This window comes from Chromohalobacter moromii (genome assembly GCF_023091865.1).
Lineage (GTDB): Bacteria > Pseudomonadota > Gammaproteobacteria > Pseudomonadales > Halomonadaceae > Chromohalobacter > Chromohalobacter moromii.
The window spans coordinates 587,508-603,212 of sequence record NZ_JAHXDI010000003.1 but is presented as its reverse complement, the minus strand read 5'-3'; the positions used below and the strand labels follow the sequence as shown (position 1 = coordinate 603,212).

Genomic DNA, 15,705 nt, shown 5'->3' with positions numbered 1-15,705 from the left:
ATATCAGAGGCCTTTCGAGGTGCGGCGCATTTTACCGAAACTGGCGTCACTGTCAAGCGAGAAAGCCACCCGAAGGCTTGAAATTCTCAAGCAAGTCAGCCACTTGCGCTACCCTTCCACCGCTGGCCACGAGGTCCGTCGCCGGCAGCGGATGCGTACTTTACGGATCCACCGTCGCGAACGCAAGGGGTTTTTTACAAAGATGAAACATGGCGCTCACTCCTACTTCAACACCACCCGCGCGTAACGCTTCTTACCCGCCTGAATAACATAGTTTCGACCAGTGGCAAGCATATGATCGCGTGCCACGACATCGCCATCGACCTTGACGCGACCATTGCCCAGCATGTCCTTGGCCTGGGCACTATTGTTGGCCAGCCCTGAACGGTTGAGCACCGCCGCAATCGGCGCCTGCTCGCCTTCGAAAATCACCTCGACCTCCGGAAGGTCCTCGGGCAGCTCGCCTTCCGCCAATTGATTGCCCGCCGACTTGTGCGCATTGGCGGCAGCTTCATCACCGTGATAGCGCCCGATCAGTTCGCGCGCCAGCTCCATCTTGATATCACGCGGATTGGCCCCGGACTCGATCGACTGACGAATGGCTTCGATGTCCTCGTTGGACTTGAGCGACAGCAGCTCGAAGTAACGCCACATCAGGCTATCGGGCATCGACACCAGCTTGTTGAACATCACGCCCGGCGTATCGTCGACGCCCACATAGTTGCCCAACGACTTGGACATTTTCTGCACACCGTCCAGCCCTTCCAGCAGTGGCATGGTCATGACCACCTGCGGCGCTTGGCCGAAATGCTTCTGGAGCTCGCGTCCCATTAGCAGATTGAACTTCTGATCGGTGCCGCCCAGCTCGACGTCGGCTTCCAGCGCGACGGAGTCATATCCCTGAACCAGCGGATACAGGAACTCATGAATCGAGATCGACTGGTTGGCCGTATAACGCTTCTCGAAATCGTCACGCTCCAGCATGCGTGCCACGGTAGACTGCGCCGCCAGCTCGATCATGTCAGCCGCCGAAAGCTGGCTCATCCACTCAGCGTTGAAGCGTACTTCCGTCAGCGCCGGGTCGAGGACCTTGAACACCTGCTCTTTATAGGTCTCCGCATTGGCCTTGACCTCCTCTTCGGTCAGCGGCTTGCGGGTCACATTCTTGCCCGTGGGATCACCGATACGACCAGTGAAGTCGCCGATCAGGAAGACGACCTGGTGGCCCAATTCCTGAAACTGACGCATCTTGGTCAGCAACACGCTATGCCCCAGGTGAAGATCCGGTGCGGTAGGATCGAACCCCGCCTTGATACGCAGTTTACGCCCGGACTCGAGCTTCTTTACCAACTCGTCTTCCAGTAGGATTTCATGGGTGCCACGCTTGAGCAGCGCCAGCGCATCGGCGACGTCGGTCATCGTATCCTTTCTCCGCAAATGGGGTGACTTGGGCAATAACGGGGAATGTTAGCATGACTCATCGACGGCGGTTGAGCGCCACGGTACATGGAGATGAACATGCCCCTTTATATTGGCCTGATGTCTGGTACTAGCTTGGACGGCATCGACGCCGCCCTAGTGCGTTGTGGCGACGGCCGCCCCGAGTGGCTGGGTGCCACTGGGGTGGCCTTTCCCGCAACACTGCGCGAGGATTTACTGGCCTTATGTCTCGCCCGCAACACGTCCTTCGGCGAGCTGGCCCGGCTCGAGACCGCGTTCTGCGAACACCAAGCCGAGGCGGTCAACCGCCTACTCGCTGAGACCGATACCTCACCTAGTGACATCGCGGCCGTCGGTAGCCACGGGCAAACCATCGAACACGCCCCCGAGGGCGTCCCGCCGCACACCTATCAGCTCGACAACCCCAGCCTGCTCGCTGAGCTGACCGGTTGCGCAGTGGTCGGCGATTTTAGGCGCCGCGATATGGCCGCCGGTGGGCAAGCCGCGCCGCTCGCGCCGGCCTTTCATGCCGCGCTTTTTACTTCACCCGAGCATACGCGCTTGATCCTCAATCTCGGTGGCATCGCCAACCTCACGCGTCTTCCGCCGAGCGACACTTCCACGCCCGTGCTCGGCTTCGACACCGGCCCCGCCAATATGCTGATGGATGCCTGGTGTCAGCGCCATCTGGGCCACGCCTACGACACCGGTGGCGCTTGGGCCGCCGGTGGCCGCGTCGACGAGGCCTTGCTCTCTCGCCTCCTCGATGATCCCTACTTCCGACGCCCTCCGCCCAAGAGCACTGGACGTGAGCATTTTCATCTCGACTGGTTGGCGACGCATCTGATGGGTGACGAAGCCCCCCGAGACGTCCAGGCGACGCTCGCAGAACTGACCGCCGCCAGCATCGCTATGGCGATTACCCAAGGCGGAGAGCGTTCGGACGGGAATTGCGATGCACTCATTCCCTGCGGGGGCGGCGCCCACAACGCAGACCTGTTGGCGCGTCTACGCCGGCACGTGCCGGAGATCCCGCTGACGCCCTGCGAGCGTTTTGGCTGGTCAGCGGACTGGTTGGAAGCCGGTGCCTTCGCTTGGCTCGCTCATCAGCGCCTCATGCAGCGCCCCGGGAACCTCCCCGAGGTTACCGGAGCCCGTGGCCCCCGCGTGCTGGGCGGTCTCTATGCACCGTGAAGGCTCACTCATCGTCACCTTTCAGAGTAAAACGCTCGGCGGCATCGCTGGCCCGCGCCAGTTGCGGACTATCGGCATCCCCGTAATCGATGCGTAACCGCAGATCGTTGGCGGAGTCGGCATGCACCAATGCCATCTTTTCGCTGATGCGCCCTTGCCGATAGAGCGCGTATAGCGCCTGATCGAAGGTCTGCATGCCCTGGTCGTGGGAGCGTTGCATGACCTCTTTGAGGTCGTGAATAGCCCCCTTGCGGATCAGGTCACTGACCAGCGGCGAGCGCAGCATCACCTCGACCGCCGCACAGCGCCCACCGCCATCCTCACGCGGCAACAAACGCTGGGCGACGATGGCCTGCAAATTGAGCGACAGATCCATCCAGACTTGTTCGTGGCGCTCGCTGGGAAAGAAATGCTGAATCCGCTCCAGCGCCTGATTGGCGTTGTTGGCATGCAGCGTCGCCAGACACAGATGACCGGTCTCGGCAAACGTCAACGCCTGCTCCATGATCTCGCGCGAGCGAACCTCGCCGATCATGATGACATCGGGCGCCTGACGCAGCGCATTCTTGAGCGCCACCTCGAAAGACTCGGTATCGATGCCCACCTCACGCTGATTGATGATCGCCCGACCATGCGGATGAATGTACTCGATGGGATCTTCAATGCTAATGACATGCCCGCCGGTCGTCTGATTGCGGTGCTGGATCATCGACGCCAGCGTGGTTGACTTGCCACTGCCCGTACCACCGACGATGAACACTAGGCCGCGCTTGCGATTGACCAGCTCGCTCAAGGCATCCGGCAACGCCAGGCTCGCCAAGTCGGGAATGTCGAAGGCGATGCGACGCACGACCATCGCCATCTGGCTGCGCTGATAGAAGGCACTTACACGAAAACGCCCCTTGCCCTGCATGCTAAGCGCAAAATTGGCCTCGCGTTCGGCCTCGAAACGCTCCCCCACCCCATGGGGCAGCGCCGCCGAGACGAGCTCACGCACCTGCGATACCGACATCGCCTGCTCGCCCAGCGTGACCAGCTCGCCATCGATCTTGAGACTCGGCGGCGCCCCGGTGGAAACCAGCAGGTCGGAGGCCTGCTTGTCGAGCATGATATCCAGCAGTTGCGTCAGCCACTCGTATGGCGTCATCTCGCGTTCTCCTTCGCGACTGTCGATTATGCCCGGCTTACACGCCCAGCACGCGCCCATCCTTCGCCTTCGCCTGTGCCTCGGCGCGCGAGACGACGCCTTGCGCCACCAGACGCGAAAGCGCCGCATCCAGCGTCTGCATACCCAGGCTACCGCCGGTCTGGATCGAGGAATACATCTGCGCCAGCTTGTTCTCACGGATCAGGTTACGTACCGCCGCACTGGCCACCAGGATCTCATGGGCCGCCACGCGCCCGCCGCCTTCACGTTTGAGCAACACCTGCGATATGACCCCCTGCAGCGACTCGGACAACATCGAACGCACCATGCTTTTCTCGTCGCCCGGAAATACATCGATGATGCGATCCACGGTCTTGGCCGCCGACGTGGTGTGCAAGGTGCCGAACACCAGATGCCCGGTTTCGGCGGCGGTCAGCGCCAAGCGGATGGTTTCCAGATCGCGCAACTCACCGACCAGAATCACGTCCGGATCCTCGCGCAGCGCCGAGCGCAAGGCCGTCGCGAAACTTCGCGTGTCGCGGTGCAACTCGCGCTGGTTGACGAGACTGCGCTTGCTGCGATGCACGAACTCCACCGGGTCCTCGATGGTCAGCACATGCTGATAATAGTTTTCGTTGACGTAATCGATCATCGCCGCCAAGGTCGTACTCTTGCCCGACCCGGTCGGCCCCGTCACCAGCACCAGCCCGCGCGGCAGCGAAGCCAAGCGTCGAAACACCTCGCCCAGATCCAGATCATCGAGGGTGAGCACCTCGCTGGGAATGGTGCGAAAGACGGCGCCCGCACCGCGCCCTTGATGGAAGACGTTGACGCGAAAGCGCGCCACGCCCGGCACCTCGAACGAGAAATCATGCTCGAGCGCCTCTTCATAGTCGCGGCGCTGCTGATCGTTCATGATCGCGTAGATCAACTTGCGAACGTCACGATCCTCGATCGGCGGCACGTTGAGCCGACGAATGTCGCCGTCGACGCGAATCATTGGCGGCAAACCGGCGGACAGATGCAGATCGGACGCCTTCTGTTTTGCCGAGAACGCCAGCAATTCGATAATATCCATGCATTTCTCTCGCTCGCGGACAGGGTTTCCCAGTATGCCAGATGTCACCATCGCCGAATCCCTCGAACGCGCTCGCCAGCGTTTGTCCCACGCCCTGGCGAGCGCGGGGCGTGGCGACGAGGGCGCCTGCCTATTGGCCGTGAGCAAGACGCAACCCGCGGCGAGCGTGCGCCAAGCCTTCGCTGCGGGGCAACGCGCATTCGGCGAGAACTATCTTCAGGAAGCGCTCGACAAACAGGCCTCGCTGGACGATCTCGAGAGTATCGTCTGGCATTTCATCGGTCCTTTGCAATCCAATAAGACCCGAGCGGTGGCCGAGCACTTCCAGTGGGTGCACACCATCGACCGCGCACGCATCGCCACACGCCTCGATGCGCAGCGCCCGGCAGCGTTGGAACCGCTGAACGTTTGCCTGCAAGTCAACGTCAGTGGCGAAGCCAGCAAGTCAGGTGTGGCGCCCGAGGCCTTGCCGGAACTGGCCGATGCCGTGGTGGCGCTGCCACGCCTACGGCTACGCGGGTTGATGACACTGCCTGCACCGAGTGATGACCCAGCGACGCAACGGCGCCCCTTCGCCGAGCTGCGCGCCTTGCTCGAAACGCTCCGCCAGCGACATCCACAGGCCCCTTTAGATACCTTATCGATGGGCATGAGCGGCGACCTCGAGGCTGCCGTCCTCGAAGGTGCCACCTTGGTCCGCCTGGGCACGGCCATTTTCGGGCAACGCGCGCCGCGCCCTTGATCGCCTTGCCCCTAACCCCATTGTTTCGCCGCGAAACTTCAGGAGACCCCATGACAAGCCAAGTCACATTCATCGGCGCCGGGAACATGGCCAGCGCCATTTTCGGCGGCATGATCGAAGGCGGCTATCCCGCCGAAGCCATCACCGCCACCGCGCGCGGCGCCCAGACACTCGACGCACTCGCGTCGCGCTACGGCGTCCACACCACCTCCGACAACAACGCGGCCGTCGAGCACGCGGATGTCGTGGTCCTGGCCGTCAAGCCACAGGTCATGCGCGAGGTATGTCACGAATTGCGCGATAGCGTACAGCGTCAACGCCCACTGATCGTCTCCGTGGCCGCCGGCTTGAGTGCCGAAACGCTGGATACCTGGCTGGGCGGCGACATGGCCGTGATCCGCTGCATGCCCAACACCCCCAGCCTGGTCGGTCAGGGCGCCTCGGGGCTCTACGCCAACGCCCGCGTCAGCGAGCAGCAGAAACAGTTGGCCACCTCGCTGCTGGAAGCCGTGGGACTCGTGGAATGGGTCGCCGACGAGGCACTTCTCGAGGCAGTCACTGCCGTGTCGGGTAGCGGACCCGCGTATTTTTTCCTGATCATGGAAGCGCTCGAAGACGCCGGCAAGAAGCTCGGTTTGCCTGCCGATAGTGCCCGTCGTCTGGCCTTGCAAACCGCCTACGGCGCGGCCAGCATGGCCCGCGAAAGCGAATTCGAGCCAGCCGAATTGCGCCGCCGCGTGACCTCGCCCAACGGCACCACCGAACGCGCCATCAATAGCTTCGAGGACGACGGCCTGCGTCAGCTTTTCGAAAACGCCACGCAAGCCTGCGCAACCCGCGCCCGAGAACTGGCCGACGAACTGAGCCGCGACTGAATTTCCCCTCACCCTTTCGACACGGAGGAGCCCCATGGGCAGCCAAATGGGAAGCGCCGGCTTGATGCTGGTCAACACGCTAATCAATGTGTATCTGTTCGTCTTGATGCTGCGCTTTCTGCTGCAGTTTTCGCGCGCCGATTATTACAACCCCGTCAGCCAGGCGGTGATCAAGGCCACGCGCCCGGTGGTCGCACCGTTGCAGCGCATCTTCCGTCCGCGTGGACGCTTCGATCCCGCCTCGCTGGTCGCGGGCTTGCTGATCAAGGGCATCACCATCTTCGTGCTGCTCAAGCTCGCCGGCATCGGCATGCCGCCGATTCAGGGCGTGTTGGTGGCGGCACTGGCCGGGGTGTTGAGCGCCATTCTCGACATCTATTTCTTTGCCCTGATCATCATGATCATTCTCAGCTGGGTGGCGCCTCAGGCCAGCCATCCCGGTGCTATTCTCGTGCATCAATTGGTCGAGCCGATCATGGCGCCGGTACGTAAGGTCATCCCCCCGCTGGGCATGATCGACTTGTCGCCCATCGTGGTGTTCATCGCCATCAACCTGGTCGATAGCCTCGTCGTCGGCGCCCTCGCCCGTGCGGCGGGATTGCCCGGCATGCTGGTAGGCTTCTGAACATTCACGACCCTGGCGCCGTCGCGCGCCCCACGCTGGACACGGAAACCGATACACACGATGCCCGATACGCTACCTCCCGACTCGGTCGGTCTGGTCACGCCACAAACGGCGCACTTCGATACCCCGCTGGCACTGGCCGGCGGCAAGACGCTGTCCGACTACACGCTGGTGTATGAGACGTATGGCACGCTCAACGCCGAACGCAATAACGCGGTGCTGATCTGCCATGCGCTGTCCGGTCATCACCACGCCGCCGGCTTCCATGACATGGAAGATCGCAAGCCCGGCTGGTGGGACGCGTATATCGGCCCCGGCAAGGCGATCGATACCGAGCGCTTCTTCGTCGTTTCGATCAACAACCTCGGCGGCTGCCACGGCAGTACCGGCCCTGCCTCGACCAACCCCGAGACCCAGCGCGCCTGGGGGCCGGAATTCCCGGTTCTGACGGTGGCTGACTGGGTACATAGCCAGGCACGCCTGGCCGATCGGCTGGGCATCGAACGCTTCGCCGCCGTGGTCGGCGGCAGCCTCGGCGGCATGCAGGTATTGCAATGGACGATGGCATATCCCGAGCGCATCGCCAACGCCGTGGTCATCGCCGCCACGCCGCGCCTCTCGGCGCAGAACATCGCCTTCAACGAGGTCGCCCGCCAGGCGATTCGCTCGGACCCCGACTTCCACGACGGCTGGTATGAGGAGCACGGCACAGTGCCCAAACGCGGGCTCAAGCTAGCCCGCATGATCGGCCATATTACCTATCTGTCCGAACATTCGATGGGGGCCAAGTTCGGCCGCGACCTGCGTACCGATCAGCTCAACTTCGGCTATGACGTGGAGTTCCAGGTCGAATCGTATCTGCGCCATCAGGGCGATACGTTTTCCACCAGCTTCGATGCCAATACGTATTTGCTGATGACCAAGGCGCTGGATTATTTCGACCCGGCCGCGCTGCACGGCGGCGACCTGGCGACGGCGCTGGCACCTGCGCAATGCCCGTTCCTGGTGGTCAGCTTCACTACCGACTGGCGCTTCGCACCGCCGCGTTCACGGGAGCTTGTCGATGCCCTGATGCGCGCCGACAAGACCGTCAGCTACGCCAGCATCGACTCACCGCATGGCCACGATGCATTCTTGCTACCCCATCCGCGTTACGAAGCGGTGTTCGGCGGCTTCATGCGTCGCGCCGCCCGCGACCTGCAGCTCGAGGAGACGACCTGATGCGCGCCGATCTCAAATTGATCCATGACTGGGTTCCGCAAGGCGCGCGCGTGCTCGACCTAGGTTGCGGCGACGGCGCATTGCTTGCCGCCCTGGCACGTGACAAGCAGGTCGTCGGCTATGGCCTGGAGATCGACCCCGACGGCATCACCGCTTGCATCGAACGCGGCGTCAGCGTCATCGAGCATGACATAGACGACGGGCTGAGCAACGTCGAGGATGACGCCTATGATCTGGTAATCATGACTCAAGCACTTCAGGCGTTGCAGCGCCCAGACCGCACCCTCGACGAAATGCTGCGCGTGGGCCGCGAATGCATCATCGCTTTCCCCAACTTCGCCTACTGGCGCCACCGCTTGTATCTCGGCTTTCAGGGTCGCATGCCGGTGTCCAAGTCGCTCCCCCATGCTTGGTACGACACACCCAACATCCACTTATCGACGTTTCGCGACTTCGGCCAGCTGTGCCGCGACAAGGGCCTGACCATCGTCGATCAGCGCGTCGGCAACGGCGACCACGAGCCACATTGGAGCTCGCGGCTGTGGCCTAATCTGTGCGGGGAAACAGCAATCTTTCGCGTCACCCGCGCCTCACGCTGACTCAAACGTTCGGCGGCTGCCGCGCGAGATCTACCGGTAGCCGCCGGGTCAACATCGCCTGGCAAGGTACGCCGGCCGTGTTCCGGGTGACGCTGACGCCATACGCCAGCACCTCAACGCCTTGTGCGGCGACGCGACGTAGCGTTTCGGCATAGCCAGGGTCGAGGTGCGCGGCCGGTGCCACGGTATCGATCCCGGTGTGAGCCACGCAAAACAGAAGCACCGCGCGCTCGCCCAGTGCGACCCGCGCTGCCAGGCTCTCCAGATGCCGCCGGCCACGCTCGCTGACCGAGTCAGGGAAATAGCCATGGCCATCGTCCTCACGTAGCGTCACCTGTTTGACTTCGACATGGGTCGTTTGCCGTGCCTCGGTGAGGCGAAAATCGAGCCGTGCGCCTTCGACCTTCGCCTCCCGCTTGAGCGTCGTATACCCCGCCAGCTCGGCAATACACCCAGCACTCAAGGCTTCCTCGACCCATGCATTGGCACGCCCAGTGTGCACCGAGACCAAGGCCGGCTCCGCGCCGGGCATGGGCAGTTCGATCCACTCCCAGGTCCAGGCCAGCTTGCGCGCGGGGTTATGACTCGGCGAGAGCCAGACGCGACACCCGGGAACGTTGACCGCGCGCATGGAGCCGGTATTGGGGCAATGCGCGACCACTTCTTCGCCTGACGCCAATCGCACATCGGCCAGAAAACGCTTATAGCGACGCACCAGAATACCGGACGTCAGTTGCGTGTATTCCATCTTCCCCTCTTGAGTCGCTAACGCGTCACACCATGGGACAAAAAATCACATTCTCGCGATAGCGGCCGTATGGCCGCGTAACGCGCGCGCTCCAGCGTTTTGACCGAGATCGGAACGCATCATTTTATCGCCGAGAATGGTTGCAAAGCCTGAACTTTTCCGCTAAATAAGCAAGGCTTCGGGCGGGCGCCCAAGCCCTACCCTGGCCAGGCATCGGCCCAAGTCACTTGCGTAATGAGGCAGTCCCATGCCAGTAGCGGAAATCAAATCGGAAGCGCCGAAAAAATTCACCCCGTACGAGCCGGCGCCGGGTGAAGAATACATGAACGAGCAACAGCTCGCGCACTTCCGCCAAATCCTGCTCATCTGGAAACAGGAGCTCATGGAAGAGGTGGATCGCACGGTGCGCCACCTGCAGGAAGAGGCCAACAACTTCGCCGACCCGGCCGACCGTGCCACCCAGGAAGAAGGCTTCAACCTGGAATTGCGTACCCGTGACCGCGAGCGCAAGCTCCTCAAGAAGATCAACGAGACCATCGAGAATATCGATGAAGACGACTATGGCTTCTGTGAAGCCTGCGGCGTCGAGATCGGCATTCGCCGCCTCGAGGCGCGCCCCACCGCCACGCTCTGCGTCGACTGCAAAACGCTGGCGGAGCTCAAGGAAAAGCAACTCGGCGGTTGAAATCGTCCCTGAACACCCCTTCAACGGGCACCTACGGGTGCCCGTTTGCCATTGCGTAGGTAACGTGTGACATGGCGTACACCGGTCGCTTCGCACCGACACCCTCAGGGCCCCTGCACCTGGGATCACTGTTGGCGGCCCTGGCGAGCTTTCTCGACGCGCGCCACGCCAAGGGGCGCTGGCTCGTGCGTATCGAGGATATCGATCCGCCACGCTGCCCCACTGGCGCCGCCGATACCATTCTCCGCCAGTTGGAAGCCTTCGGTCTGAAATGGGATGGCCCCGTACGCCATCAGAACGAGCGTCACGCCGCTTACCAGGCAGCGCTCGAACGCCTTGCCGCGCTAGGGCTTGCCTACCCATGCAGCTGTTCGCGCAAGGAATGGCGCGAATATGCCATCTATCCCGGTTGGTGCCGGCACGGACCGCTGAATCCCGAGCGCCCCCTAGCCTGGCGACTGCGCAGCGATCTTGGCCGGCGTCCCATCGAATGGGAGGACCGACGCCTGGGTCACCAGCGCTTCGATCCCACCGAGTTGGGCGACGTGGTCCTCAAGCGCAAGGACGACCTTTGGGCCTATCAGCTCGCGGTGGTCGTCGATGACGCCGACCAAGGCGTATCCGATGTAGTGCGCGGTGCCGACCTACTCGACAACACCCCCTGGCAGCGTCAGTTGCAGGACGCACTGGAATGCCCGGTGCCGCGTTACTTACACCTTCCCTTGGTGCTCGGCGATAATGGCCAGAAGCTCTCCAAGCAGAACCTTGCCCCCGCGCTACCGACCGATGAAGCTGGCATCCGCCACACCCTGCACCATGCTTTGCAGCGCCTCGGGCAACAACCGCCACGCGAGATGGCGCATGCCTGCGTAGCCGATCAGCTCGATTCAGCAATCTCCGCCTGGCGCCCGGAACGCCTGCGCCACATGGCAGCGAACGAGCACTGAGCGCCCACCTCCGCACGTACACCCGATGCCTCGACAGCGCTCTTGTCATGCCATGGTCGCACACCTCTTGGCTTGATTCGCCCAGCCGGCAGGCGTCAGGATACAAGCCAACCGAACACCGTATGAGCCGACGTCCGGCCACTCTCCATGCATTCACGCGACCATGAGGCCCATGAGCCGAATCCTGATCGTCGAAAACGAAGACACGCCGCGTCAGGCCCTGAAGGACCTGCTCGAGCGTCAAGCGTACAACGTCGCGACCGCCACATCGCTCGACGCTGCCCAAGCGCTGGCTCCGCAGACCTTCGACCTGGTGGTCTGCGATCTGCGCCTGGTGGGAGAAGACGGCACCCAGATGCTCGCGCTGAGCGCCCCAACGCCAGTCTTGGTCATGACCGACCACGCCAGCCTGCGCAAGGCTGTAGTCGCGCTCAAGGAAGGTGCCGTTGACTGTATCGCCAAACCCGTCGATGAAGATGACGTCCTGGCGACCGTATCACGCGTGTTGTCACGCCCAGCGCCCCAGGAAATCGCCACCCCTAGCGGTGTTCCCCGCGGCATGATCGGCGAGTGCATCGCCATGCAGCGCGTCTACGAACGCATCCGCAAGACGGCCCCCGCCGACGTGACCGTGCTCGTGCAGGGGGAGTCCGGCACCGGCAAGGAGCTGGTCGCGCGTGCCCTGCATCGCCAGAGCCGTCGCACCAAGGCACCGCTGATCTGCGTCAACTGCGCCGCGATTCCCGAAACCCTGATCGAATCCGAACTCTTCGGTCACGAAAAGGGCGCTTTCACAGGCGCCAACAGCGCGCGCACCGGCCTGGTCGAAGCCGCCGATGGCGGCACGCTCTTCCTCGATGAGATCGGCGAGCTGCCTCTGGACGCTCAGGCCCGTCTGTTGCGAGTGCTTCAGGAAGGCGAGATTCGGCGTATCGGCTCGGTTGAAACGCGTTACGTCGATGTGCGTCTGATCGCGGCAACGCATCGTGACTTGCACTCGTTATCACGCAGCGGCGAATTCAGGCTCGATCTCTACTATCGTCTCAATGTCATGCAGATCGAGCTGCCACCGCTTCGCGAACGTGACGACGATATTCTCTCCATTGCCCAAGTTCTTCTCGAGCGTGCTTGCACTCGCCATGCACGACCGGGATTGCGCTTATCGCGCGCCGCACGCCGCGACATTCTCGGTTACGCCTGGCCAGGCAATGTGCGTGAGCTGGAGAACGCCCTGGAGCGCGGGGTCATCCTCGCCGAGGGCCATCTTATCCACCCCGACGACCTCGGCCTCCCACTGGAACGCAGACAGGAGCCGGTCTCTGCATCTTCCGAGCCTTCCGCCGCCCCCGAGGAGGAAGACGTGCTCGACGACGACCTTTCCCTAGAAGACTACTTCCAGCATTTCGTCCTCGAGCATCAGGCGCAGATGAGTGAAACCGAGCTGGCCCAGAAGCTGGGCATCAGCCGCAAGTGCCTGTGGGAGCGCCGCCAGCGCCTGGGCATTCCACGCAAGAAAAACGCCCGCCGTCTAGCGTGAGACCGCTTAATGCCAACGCCGAGCGCCTTTTGCCCCCTGTCGCGACTATGGTCTAAGCGCATTTCTCGCCCTTTTTAGAGACCCTATGCGCCATTGGGACGAGGCCGATGCACCAGTTGTTACCATCCCACACAAGAGATGCCCCGTTATGCGGCAAATTCGGTAACACCAGGCTCTTTCGAAACGCAGGGAACTTTCACAAAAAACCATAAAACATTGATTTAAAAGAAAAAAACAAATGGTGGCACGGCCACTGCAACATATAGATCAAGAAAAACAACAGCCGGACGCCCGTGGCGCACGAACAACGACAATAACGTACGTCCCAGGTGCTCAGCCCGACATCGGCAACAACAAACACAACAACGTCGAGCTGGAACATCGCAAGCGAATCGCCAACAAAAAAATACGAGACGCAATGCGAGTCGACCGCCAACAACAACAAGATGGTCGAGATCCGGAACCGAACCAGGACGCGACGCTTCATGCGAGGCCCAACAAGAACAATGCCTTCGCTCGAAGCATCCCGACAACAACAACAAAACGTCGGGAGAAACGATGTCGTCGTGGTTGGATTATTGTTTTGAATACGAGGTGGTCACCACGCGGGAAGAGTCACAACAACAAGAACACTGCTTGTCCGCCGAATTTCATTGGTGACTGTGGTGCGTATTCAAGGCGATGCGCCATCACGAAGAAGAAACAGCAGCAAGGACGTTGCACAGCATACTTAGGGGAGGCCCATCGGGTCTCCCCTTTCTAATGCCATGCATTTCCACCTCTTTCTTAAGATGAATCCGTTCTCGCTTCCCATCACGCCACATCCTTTGCAAGCCAAGGAGTGTCGGCTTACACTAGCGACTTCGCTCTCCGCAAGTCGTTAACGACGCATGTTCAAAGGATTTACCCGCTTTCTCCAACGCCCCGGTGAACGTTTGAAGACCCTGTTTGGCGCTCAACAGCCTTCCGGCCATTCCACACCCACATTGCGCGTCATACCGCGCGATCAGCACGACGTATCGCGGCGCCTGTTCAGCGAGAATGCTCTCAAGGTGCTGTATCGTCTGCATAATGCCGGCCATGAAGCCTACCTGGTAGGTGGCTGTGTGCGTGACTCACTGCTCGGTAAAGTCCCCAAAGACTTCGACATCGCCACCGATGCCACGCCGGAAGAAATACGCACGCTGTTTCGTAACTCACGCATTATCGGGCGCCGCTTCCGCATCGTCCATGTGCGCTTCGGCCGCGAAGTCATTGAAGTCACTACCTTCCGTGGACGGCCCGGCGACGATCAAGACACCGCGCATTCCCAGCAATCCGACGACGGCTTGCTGCTGCGTGACAACGTCTGGGGCACCATCGAGGAAGACGCGCTACGTCGCGACTTCACGGTCAATGCGCTTTACTACAACATCGCCGACTTCTCGATTCACGATTGGGCCGACGGCGTGAATGATCTCGAAGCCCGCACCCTGCGCTTGATCGGCGACCCCGAGGTGCGCTATCGCGAAGATCCGGTGCGCATGCTGCGTGCCGTACGCTTCGCCGCCAAGCTGGACTTCGACATCGAGCCGCGCACCGAGACACCGATTCTCGAATTGGCACCTTTGCTGTTGCAGATTCCTCCGGCACGTTTATTCGAAGAAGTACTCAAGCTCTTCCTTTCCGGGCAAGCGCTGCGCACCTTCGAGCTGCTCCGTGAGTATGGCCTGTTCGCCATGTTGTTCCCGGAGGTCGAAGAGGCCATCGCGGAACGTGAGTGGGCCAAGCCACTGATCGAGCAAGCCTTGATCAACACCGACCGGCGCATCCGGGAAGAACGCCCCGTCACGCCGGCGTTTCTGTACGGTGCCCTGCTGTGGCCCGGCATGCGGCTACGTGCCGAACGCCTCGAGAGCGATGGCATGCCGCCGATCCCTGCGCAGCAGACTGCCTCGCAGCAAAGCATCTCGCGGCAACTGCAGCACACCTCGATCCCCAAGCGTTTCAGCATGCCGATGCGGGAAATCTGGGACCTTCAGCAACGCTTGCCAAAGCGTCGCGGCAAACGCGCCTTTCAGACCCTGGAGCATACCCGTTTCCGCGCCGCCTATGACTTCCTCCTGCTGCGGGAGAGCGCCGGTGAGATCGCCCCCGGGCTCGGTGCTTGGTGGACAGCCTTCCAGGAAGGCGACGACCATGAGCAGGCACGCCTGATCGCCAAGACCAGTGGCTCCCCGGCCGGCACGTCCGACCGCCCCAAGCGTCGCCGCCGCCGGCGGCGCAATACGTCCTCCGAGCAAGGCAATGACGGGCGCCAAGAGTGACCACGTAGCGGCCTATATCGGCCTGGGCAGCAACCTGGACGGGCCGCGCGCGCATGTCACGCGCGCGCTGCACGAACTCGCTGCCCTGCCGCTGACCTACTTGGCGGAGCATTCCTCCTTGTATGCCTCAGCGCCGGTGGGCCCCCAAGATCAACCCGACTTCATCAATGCCGTTGCCTGCGTATTCACACGACTCTCGCCGCTGGCCTTGCTCGATCAACTGCAGGCACTCGAGCAACGACATCGCCGGGTGCGCCAACGCCATTGGGGGCCGCGTACGTTGGACCTCGATCTCTTGCTCTACGCGAATCTCGAATGGCAAACACCGCGCCTGACGCTCCCTCATCCGGCCATGCGCGAACGCGCCTTCGTACTGATTCCCCTGGCGGAGTTCGCACCACAGGTAACGATCGCAGGCAAGACCAGCGCGACCCTGGCTAAGCATCATGATGGTGCGGACTTGCACCGTCTTCTTCCCTAAAAGTCGAGTTGCAGCCGATGTGTTACCGATCCACACTCTCGGCACCCTGAGGTAACGTTTGCGGTAACACTTCCCCCAGG

General features: G+C 61.9%; 16 protein-coding genes. 12 read left to right on the top strand and 4 right to left on the bottom strand.

What is annotated here, in order from left to right; genetic code table 11:
* Positions 1-247: hypothetical protein (locus KZO83_RS12875; protein ID WP_247621082.1), on the top strand; the 247-nt coding region annotated here is incomplete at its 5' end.
* Here the strand turns inward: KZO83_RS12875 and tyrS are convergent.
* Entirely contained in the window at positions 223-1,419 is a 1,197-nt protein-coding gene (gene tyrS / locus KZO83_RS12870; protein WP_247621081.1) for a tyrosine--tRNA ligase, read from the bottom strand. The genes KZO83_RS12875 and tyrS overlap by 25 nt on opposite strands.
* Positions 1,420-1,518: 99 nt before the next feature.
* On the opposite strand from tyrS, the gene KZO83_RS12865 reads away from it, so the two are divergent.
* Positions 1,519-2,634: an anhydro-N-acetylmuramic acid kinase gene (locus KZO83_RS12865; protein ID WP_247621080.1), complete on the top strand. Its 1,116-nt coding sequence runs from the start codon at positions 1,519-1,521 to the stop codon at positions 2,632-2,634.
* A gap of 4 nt (positions 2,635-2,638) precedes the next feature.
* Here the strand turns inward: KZO83_RS12865 and KZO83_RS12860 are convergent, their stop codons facing one another.
* Entirely contained in the window at positions 2,639-3,781 is a 1,143-nt protein-coding gene (locus tag KZO83_RS12860; RefSeq protein ID WP_247621079.1) for a PilT/PilU family type 4a pilus ATPase, read from the bottom strand.
* A gap of 37 nt (positions 3,782-3,818) precedes the next feature.
* Positions 3,819-4,859 carry a type IV pilus twitching motility protein PilT gene (locus KZO83_RS12855; protein ID WP_247621078.1) on the bottom strand — a complete coding sequence of 347 codons (1,041 nt, stop codon included), beginning with the start codon at positions 4,857-4,859 and terminating at the stop codon, positions 3,819-3,821.
* Positions 4,860-4,893: 34 nt separating this feature from the next.
* Here KZO83_RS12855 and KZO83_RS12850 point away from each other — a divergent pair, with 34 nt between their 5' ends.
* Genes KZO83_RS12850 through metW form a run of 5 tightly spaced genes read left to right on the top strand, consistent with a single transcriptional unit; the run spans position 4,894 to position 8,921 of the window.
* On the top strand, positions 4,894-5,601 hold the full coding sequence (locus KZO83_RS12850; RefSeq protein WP_247621077.1) for a YggS family pyridoxal phosphate-dependent enzyme: 708 nt from the start codon (positions 4,894-4,896) through the stop codon (positions 5,599-5,601).
* 50 nt (positions 5,602-5,651) lie between these two features.
* A complete protein-coding gene (gene proC / locus KZO83_RS12845; protein WP_040239869.1) occupies positions 5,652-6,476 on the top strand; it encodes a pyrroline-5-carboxylate reductase in 825 nt (274 codons plus the stop codon).
* A gap of 34 nt (positions 6,477-6,510) precedes the next feature.
* Positions 6,511-7,101: a YggT family protein gene (locus KZO83_RS12840; protein ID WP_247621076.1), complete on the top strand. Its 591-nt coding sequence runs from the start codon at positions 6,511-6,513 to the stop codon at positions 7,099-7,101.
* 60 nt (positions 7,102-7,161) lie between these two features.
* On the top strand, positions 7,162-8,322 hold the full coding sequence (gene metX / locus KZO83_RS12835) for a homoserine O-succinyltransferase MetX (RefSeq protein ID WP_075369187.1): 1,161 nt from the start codon (positions 7,162-7,164) through the stop codon (positions 8,320-8,322).
* The gene (gene metW / locus KZO83_RS12830; RefSeq protein ID WP_040239876.1) at positions 8,322-8,921 is read left to right on the top strand and encodes a methionine biosynthesis protein MetW; all 600 of its coding nucleotides are present in this window, start codon (positions 8,322-8,324) and stop codon (positions 8,919-8,921) included. Before metX ends, metW begins: the two co-directional genes overlap by 1 nt.
* Before the next feature lies 1 nt (position 8,922).
* Here the strand turns inward: metW and sfsA are convergent, their stop codons facing one another.
* Positions 8,923-9,669, bottom strand: coding sequence for a DNA/RNA nuclease SfsA (gene sfsA / locus KZO83_RS12825; protein ID WP_247621075.1), 747 nt, complete (start codon positions 9,667-9,669; stop codon positions 8,923-8,925).
* Between the two features lie 247 nt (positions 9,670-9,916).
* Here sfsA and dksA point away from each other — a divergent pair, with 247 nt between their 5' ends.
* The 5 genes from dksA to folK all read left to right on the top strand — a co-directional run bounded on the left by dksA (position 9,917) and on the right by folK (position 15,625).
* Positions 9,917-10,354, top strand: a complete 438-nt coding sequence (gene dksA / locus KZO83_RS12820; protein ID WP_040239883.1) for an RNA polymerase-binding protein DksA — start codon at positions 9,917-9,919, stop codon at positions 10,352-10,354.
* 71 nt (positions 10,355-10,425) lie between these two features.
* Positions 10,426-11,301, top strand: coding sequence for a tRNA glutamyl-Q(34) synthetase GluQRS (gluQRS, locus tag KZO83_RS12815; protein WP_247621074.1), 876 nt, complete (start codon positions 10,426-10,428; stop codon positions 11,299-11,301).
* Positions 11,302-11,473: 172 nt separating this feature from the next.
* Positions 11,474-12,838, top strand: a complete 1,365-nt coding sequence (locus KZO83_RS12810) for a sigma-54-dependent transcriptional regulator (protein WP_247621073.1) — start codon at positions 11,474-11,476, stop codon at positions 12,836-12,838.
* A gap of 890 nt (positions 12,839-13,728) precedes the next feature.
* A complete protein-coding gene (gene pcnB / locus KZO83_RS12805) occupies positions 13,729-15,144 on the top strand; it encodes a polynucleotide adenylyltransferase PcnB (protein ID WP_178998977.1) in 1,416 nt (471 codons plus the stop codon).
* Positions 15,125-15,625, top strand: a complete 501-nt coding sequence (folK, locus tag KZO83_RS12800; protein ID WP_247621072.1) for a 2-amino-4-hydroxy-6-hydroxymethyldihydropteridine diphosphokinase — start codon at positions 15,125-15,127, stop codon at positions 15,623-15,625. Before pcnB ends, folK begins: the two co-directional genes overlap by 20 nt.
* The last annotated feature ends 80 nt before the right edge of the window (positions 15,626-15,705 follow it).

What these genes read in the sequence shown, in the direction of transcription:
- tyrS (WP_247621081.1), bottom strand. Translation starts at nt 1,419, where the DNA reads ATGACCGACGTCGCCGATGCGCTGGCGCTGCTCAAGCGTGGCACCCAT.
- KZO83_RS12865 (WP_247621080.1), top strand. Translation starts at nt 1,519, where the DNA reads ATGCCCCTTTATATTGGCCTGATGTCTGGTACTAGCTTGGACGGCATC.
- KZO83_RS12860 (WP_247621079.1), bottom strand. Translation starts at nt 3,781, where the DNA reads ATGACGCCATACGAGTGGCTGACGCAACTGCTGGATATCATGCTCGAC.
- KZO83_RS12855 (WP_247621078.1), bottom strand. Translation starts at nt 4,859, where the DNA reads ATGGATATTATCGAATTGCTGGCGTTCTCGGCAAAACAGAAGGCGTCC.
- KZO83_RS12850 (WP_247621077.1), top strand. Translation starts at nt 4,894, where the DNA reads ATGCCAGATGTCACCATCGCCGAATCCCTCGAACGCGCTCGCCAGCGT.
- proC (WP_040239869.1), top strand. Translation starts at nt 5,652, where the DNA reads ATGACAAGCCAAGTCACATTCATCGGCGCCGGGAACATGGCCAGCGCC.
- KZO83_RS12840 (WP_247621076.1), top strand. Translation starts at nt 6,511, where the DNA reads ATGGGCAGCCAAATGGGAAGCGCCGGCTTGATGCTGGTCAACACGCTA.
- metX (WP_075369187.1), top strand. Translation starts at nt 7,162, where the DNA reads ATGCCCGATACGCTACCTCCCGACTCGGTCGGTCTGGTCACGCCACAA.
- metW (WP_040239876.1), top strand. Translation starts at nt 8,322, where the DNA reads ATGCGCGCCGATCTCAAATTGATCCATGACTGGGTTCCGCAAGGCGCG.
- sfsA (WP_247621075.1), bottom strand. Translation starts at nt 9,669, where the DNA reads ATGGAATACACGCAACTGACGTCCGGTATTCTGGTGCGTCGCTATAAG.
- dksA (WP_040239883.1), top strand. Translation starts at nt 9,917, where the DNA reads ATGCCAGTAGCGGAAATCAAATCGGAAGCGCCGAAAAAATTCACCCCG.
- gluQRS (WP_247621074.1), top strand. Translation starts at nt 10,426, where the DNA reads ATGGCGTACACCGGTCGCTTCGCACCGACACCCTCAGGGCCCCTGCAC.
- KZO83_RS12810 (WP_247621073.1), top strand. Translation starts at nt 11,474, where the DNA reads ATGAGCCGAATCCTGATCGTCGAAAACGAAGACACGCCGCGTCAGGCC.
- pcnB (WP_178998977.1), top strand. Translation starts at nt 13,729, where the DNA reads ATGTTCAAAGGATTTACCCGCTTTCTCCAACGCCCCGGTGAACGTTTG.
- folK (WP_247621072.1), top strand. Translation starts at nt 15,125, where the DNA reads ATGACGGGCGCCAAGAGTGACCACGTAGCGGCCTATATCGGCCTGGGC.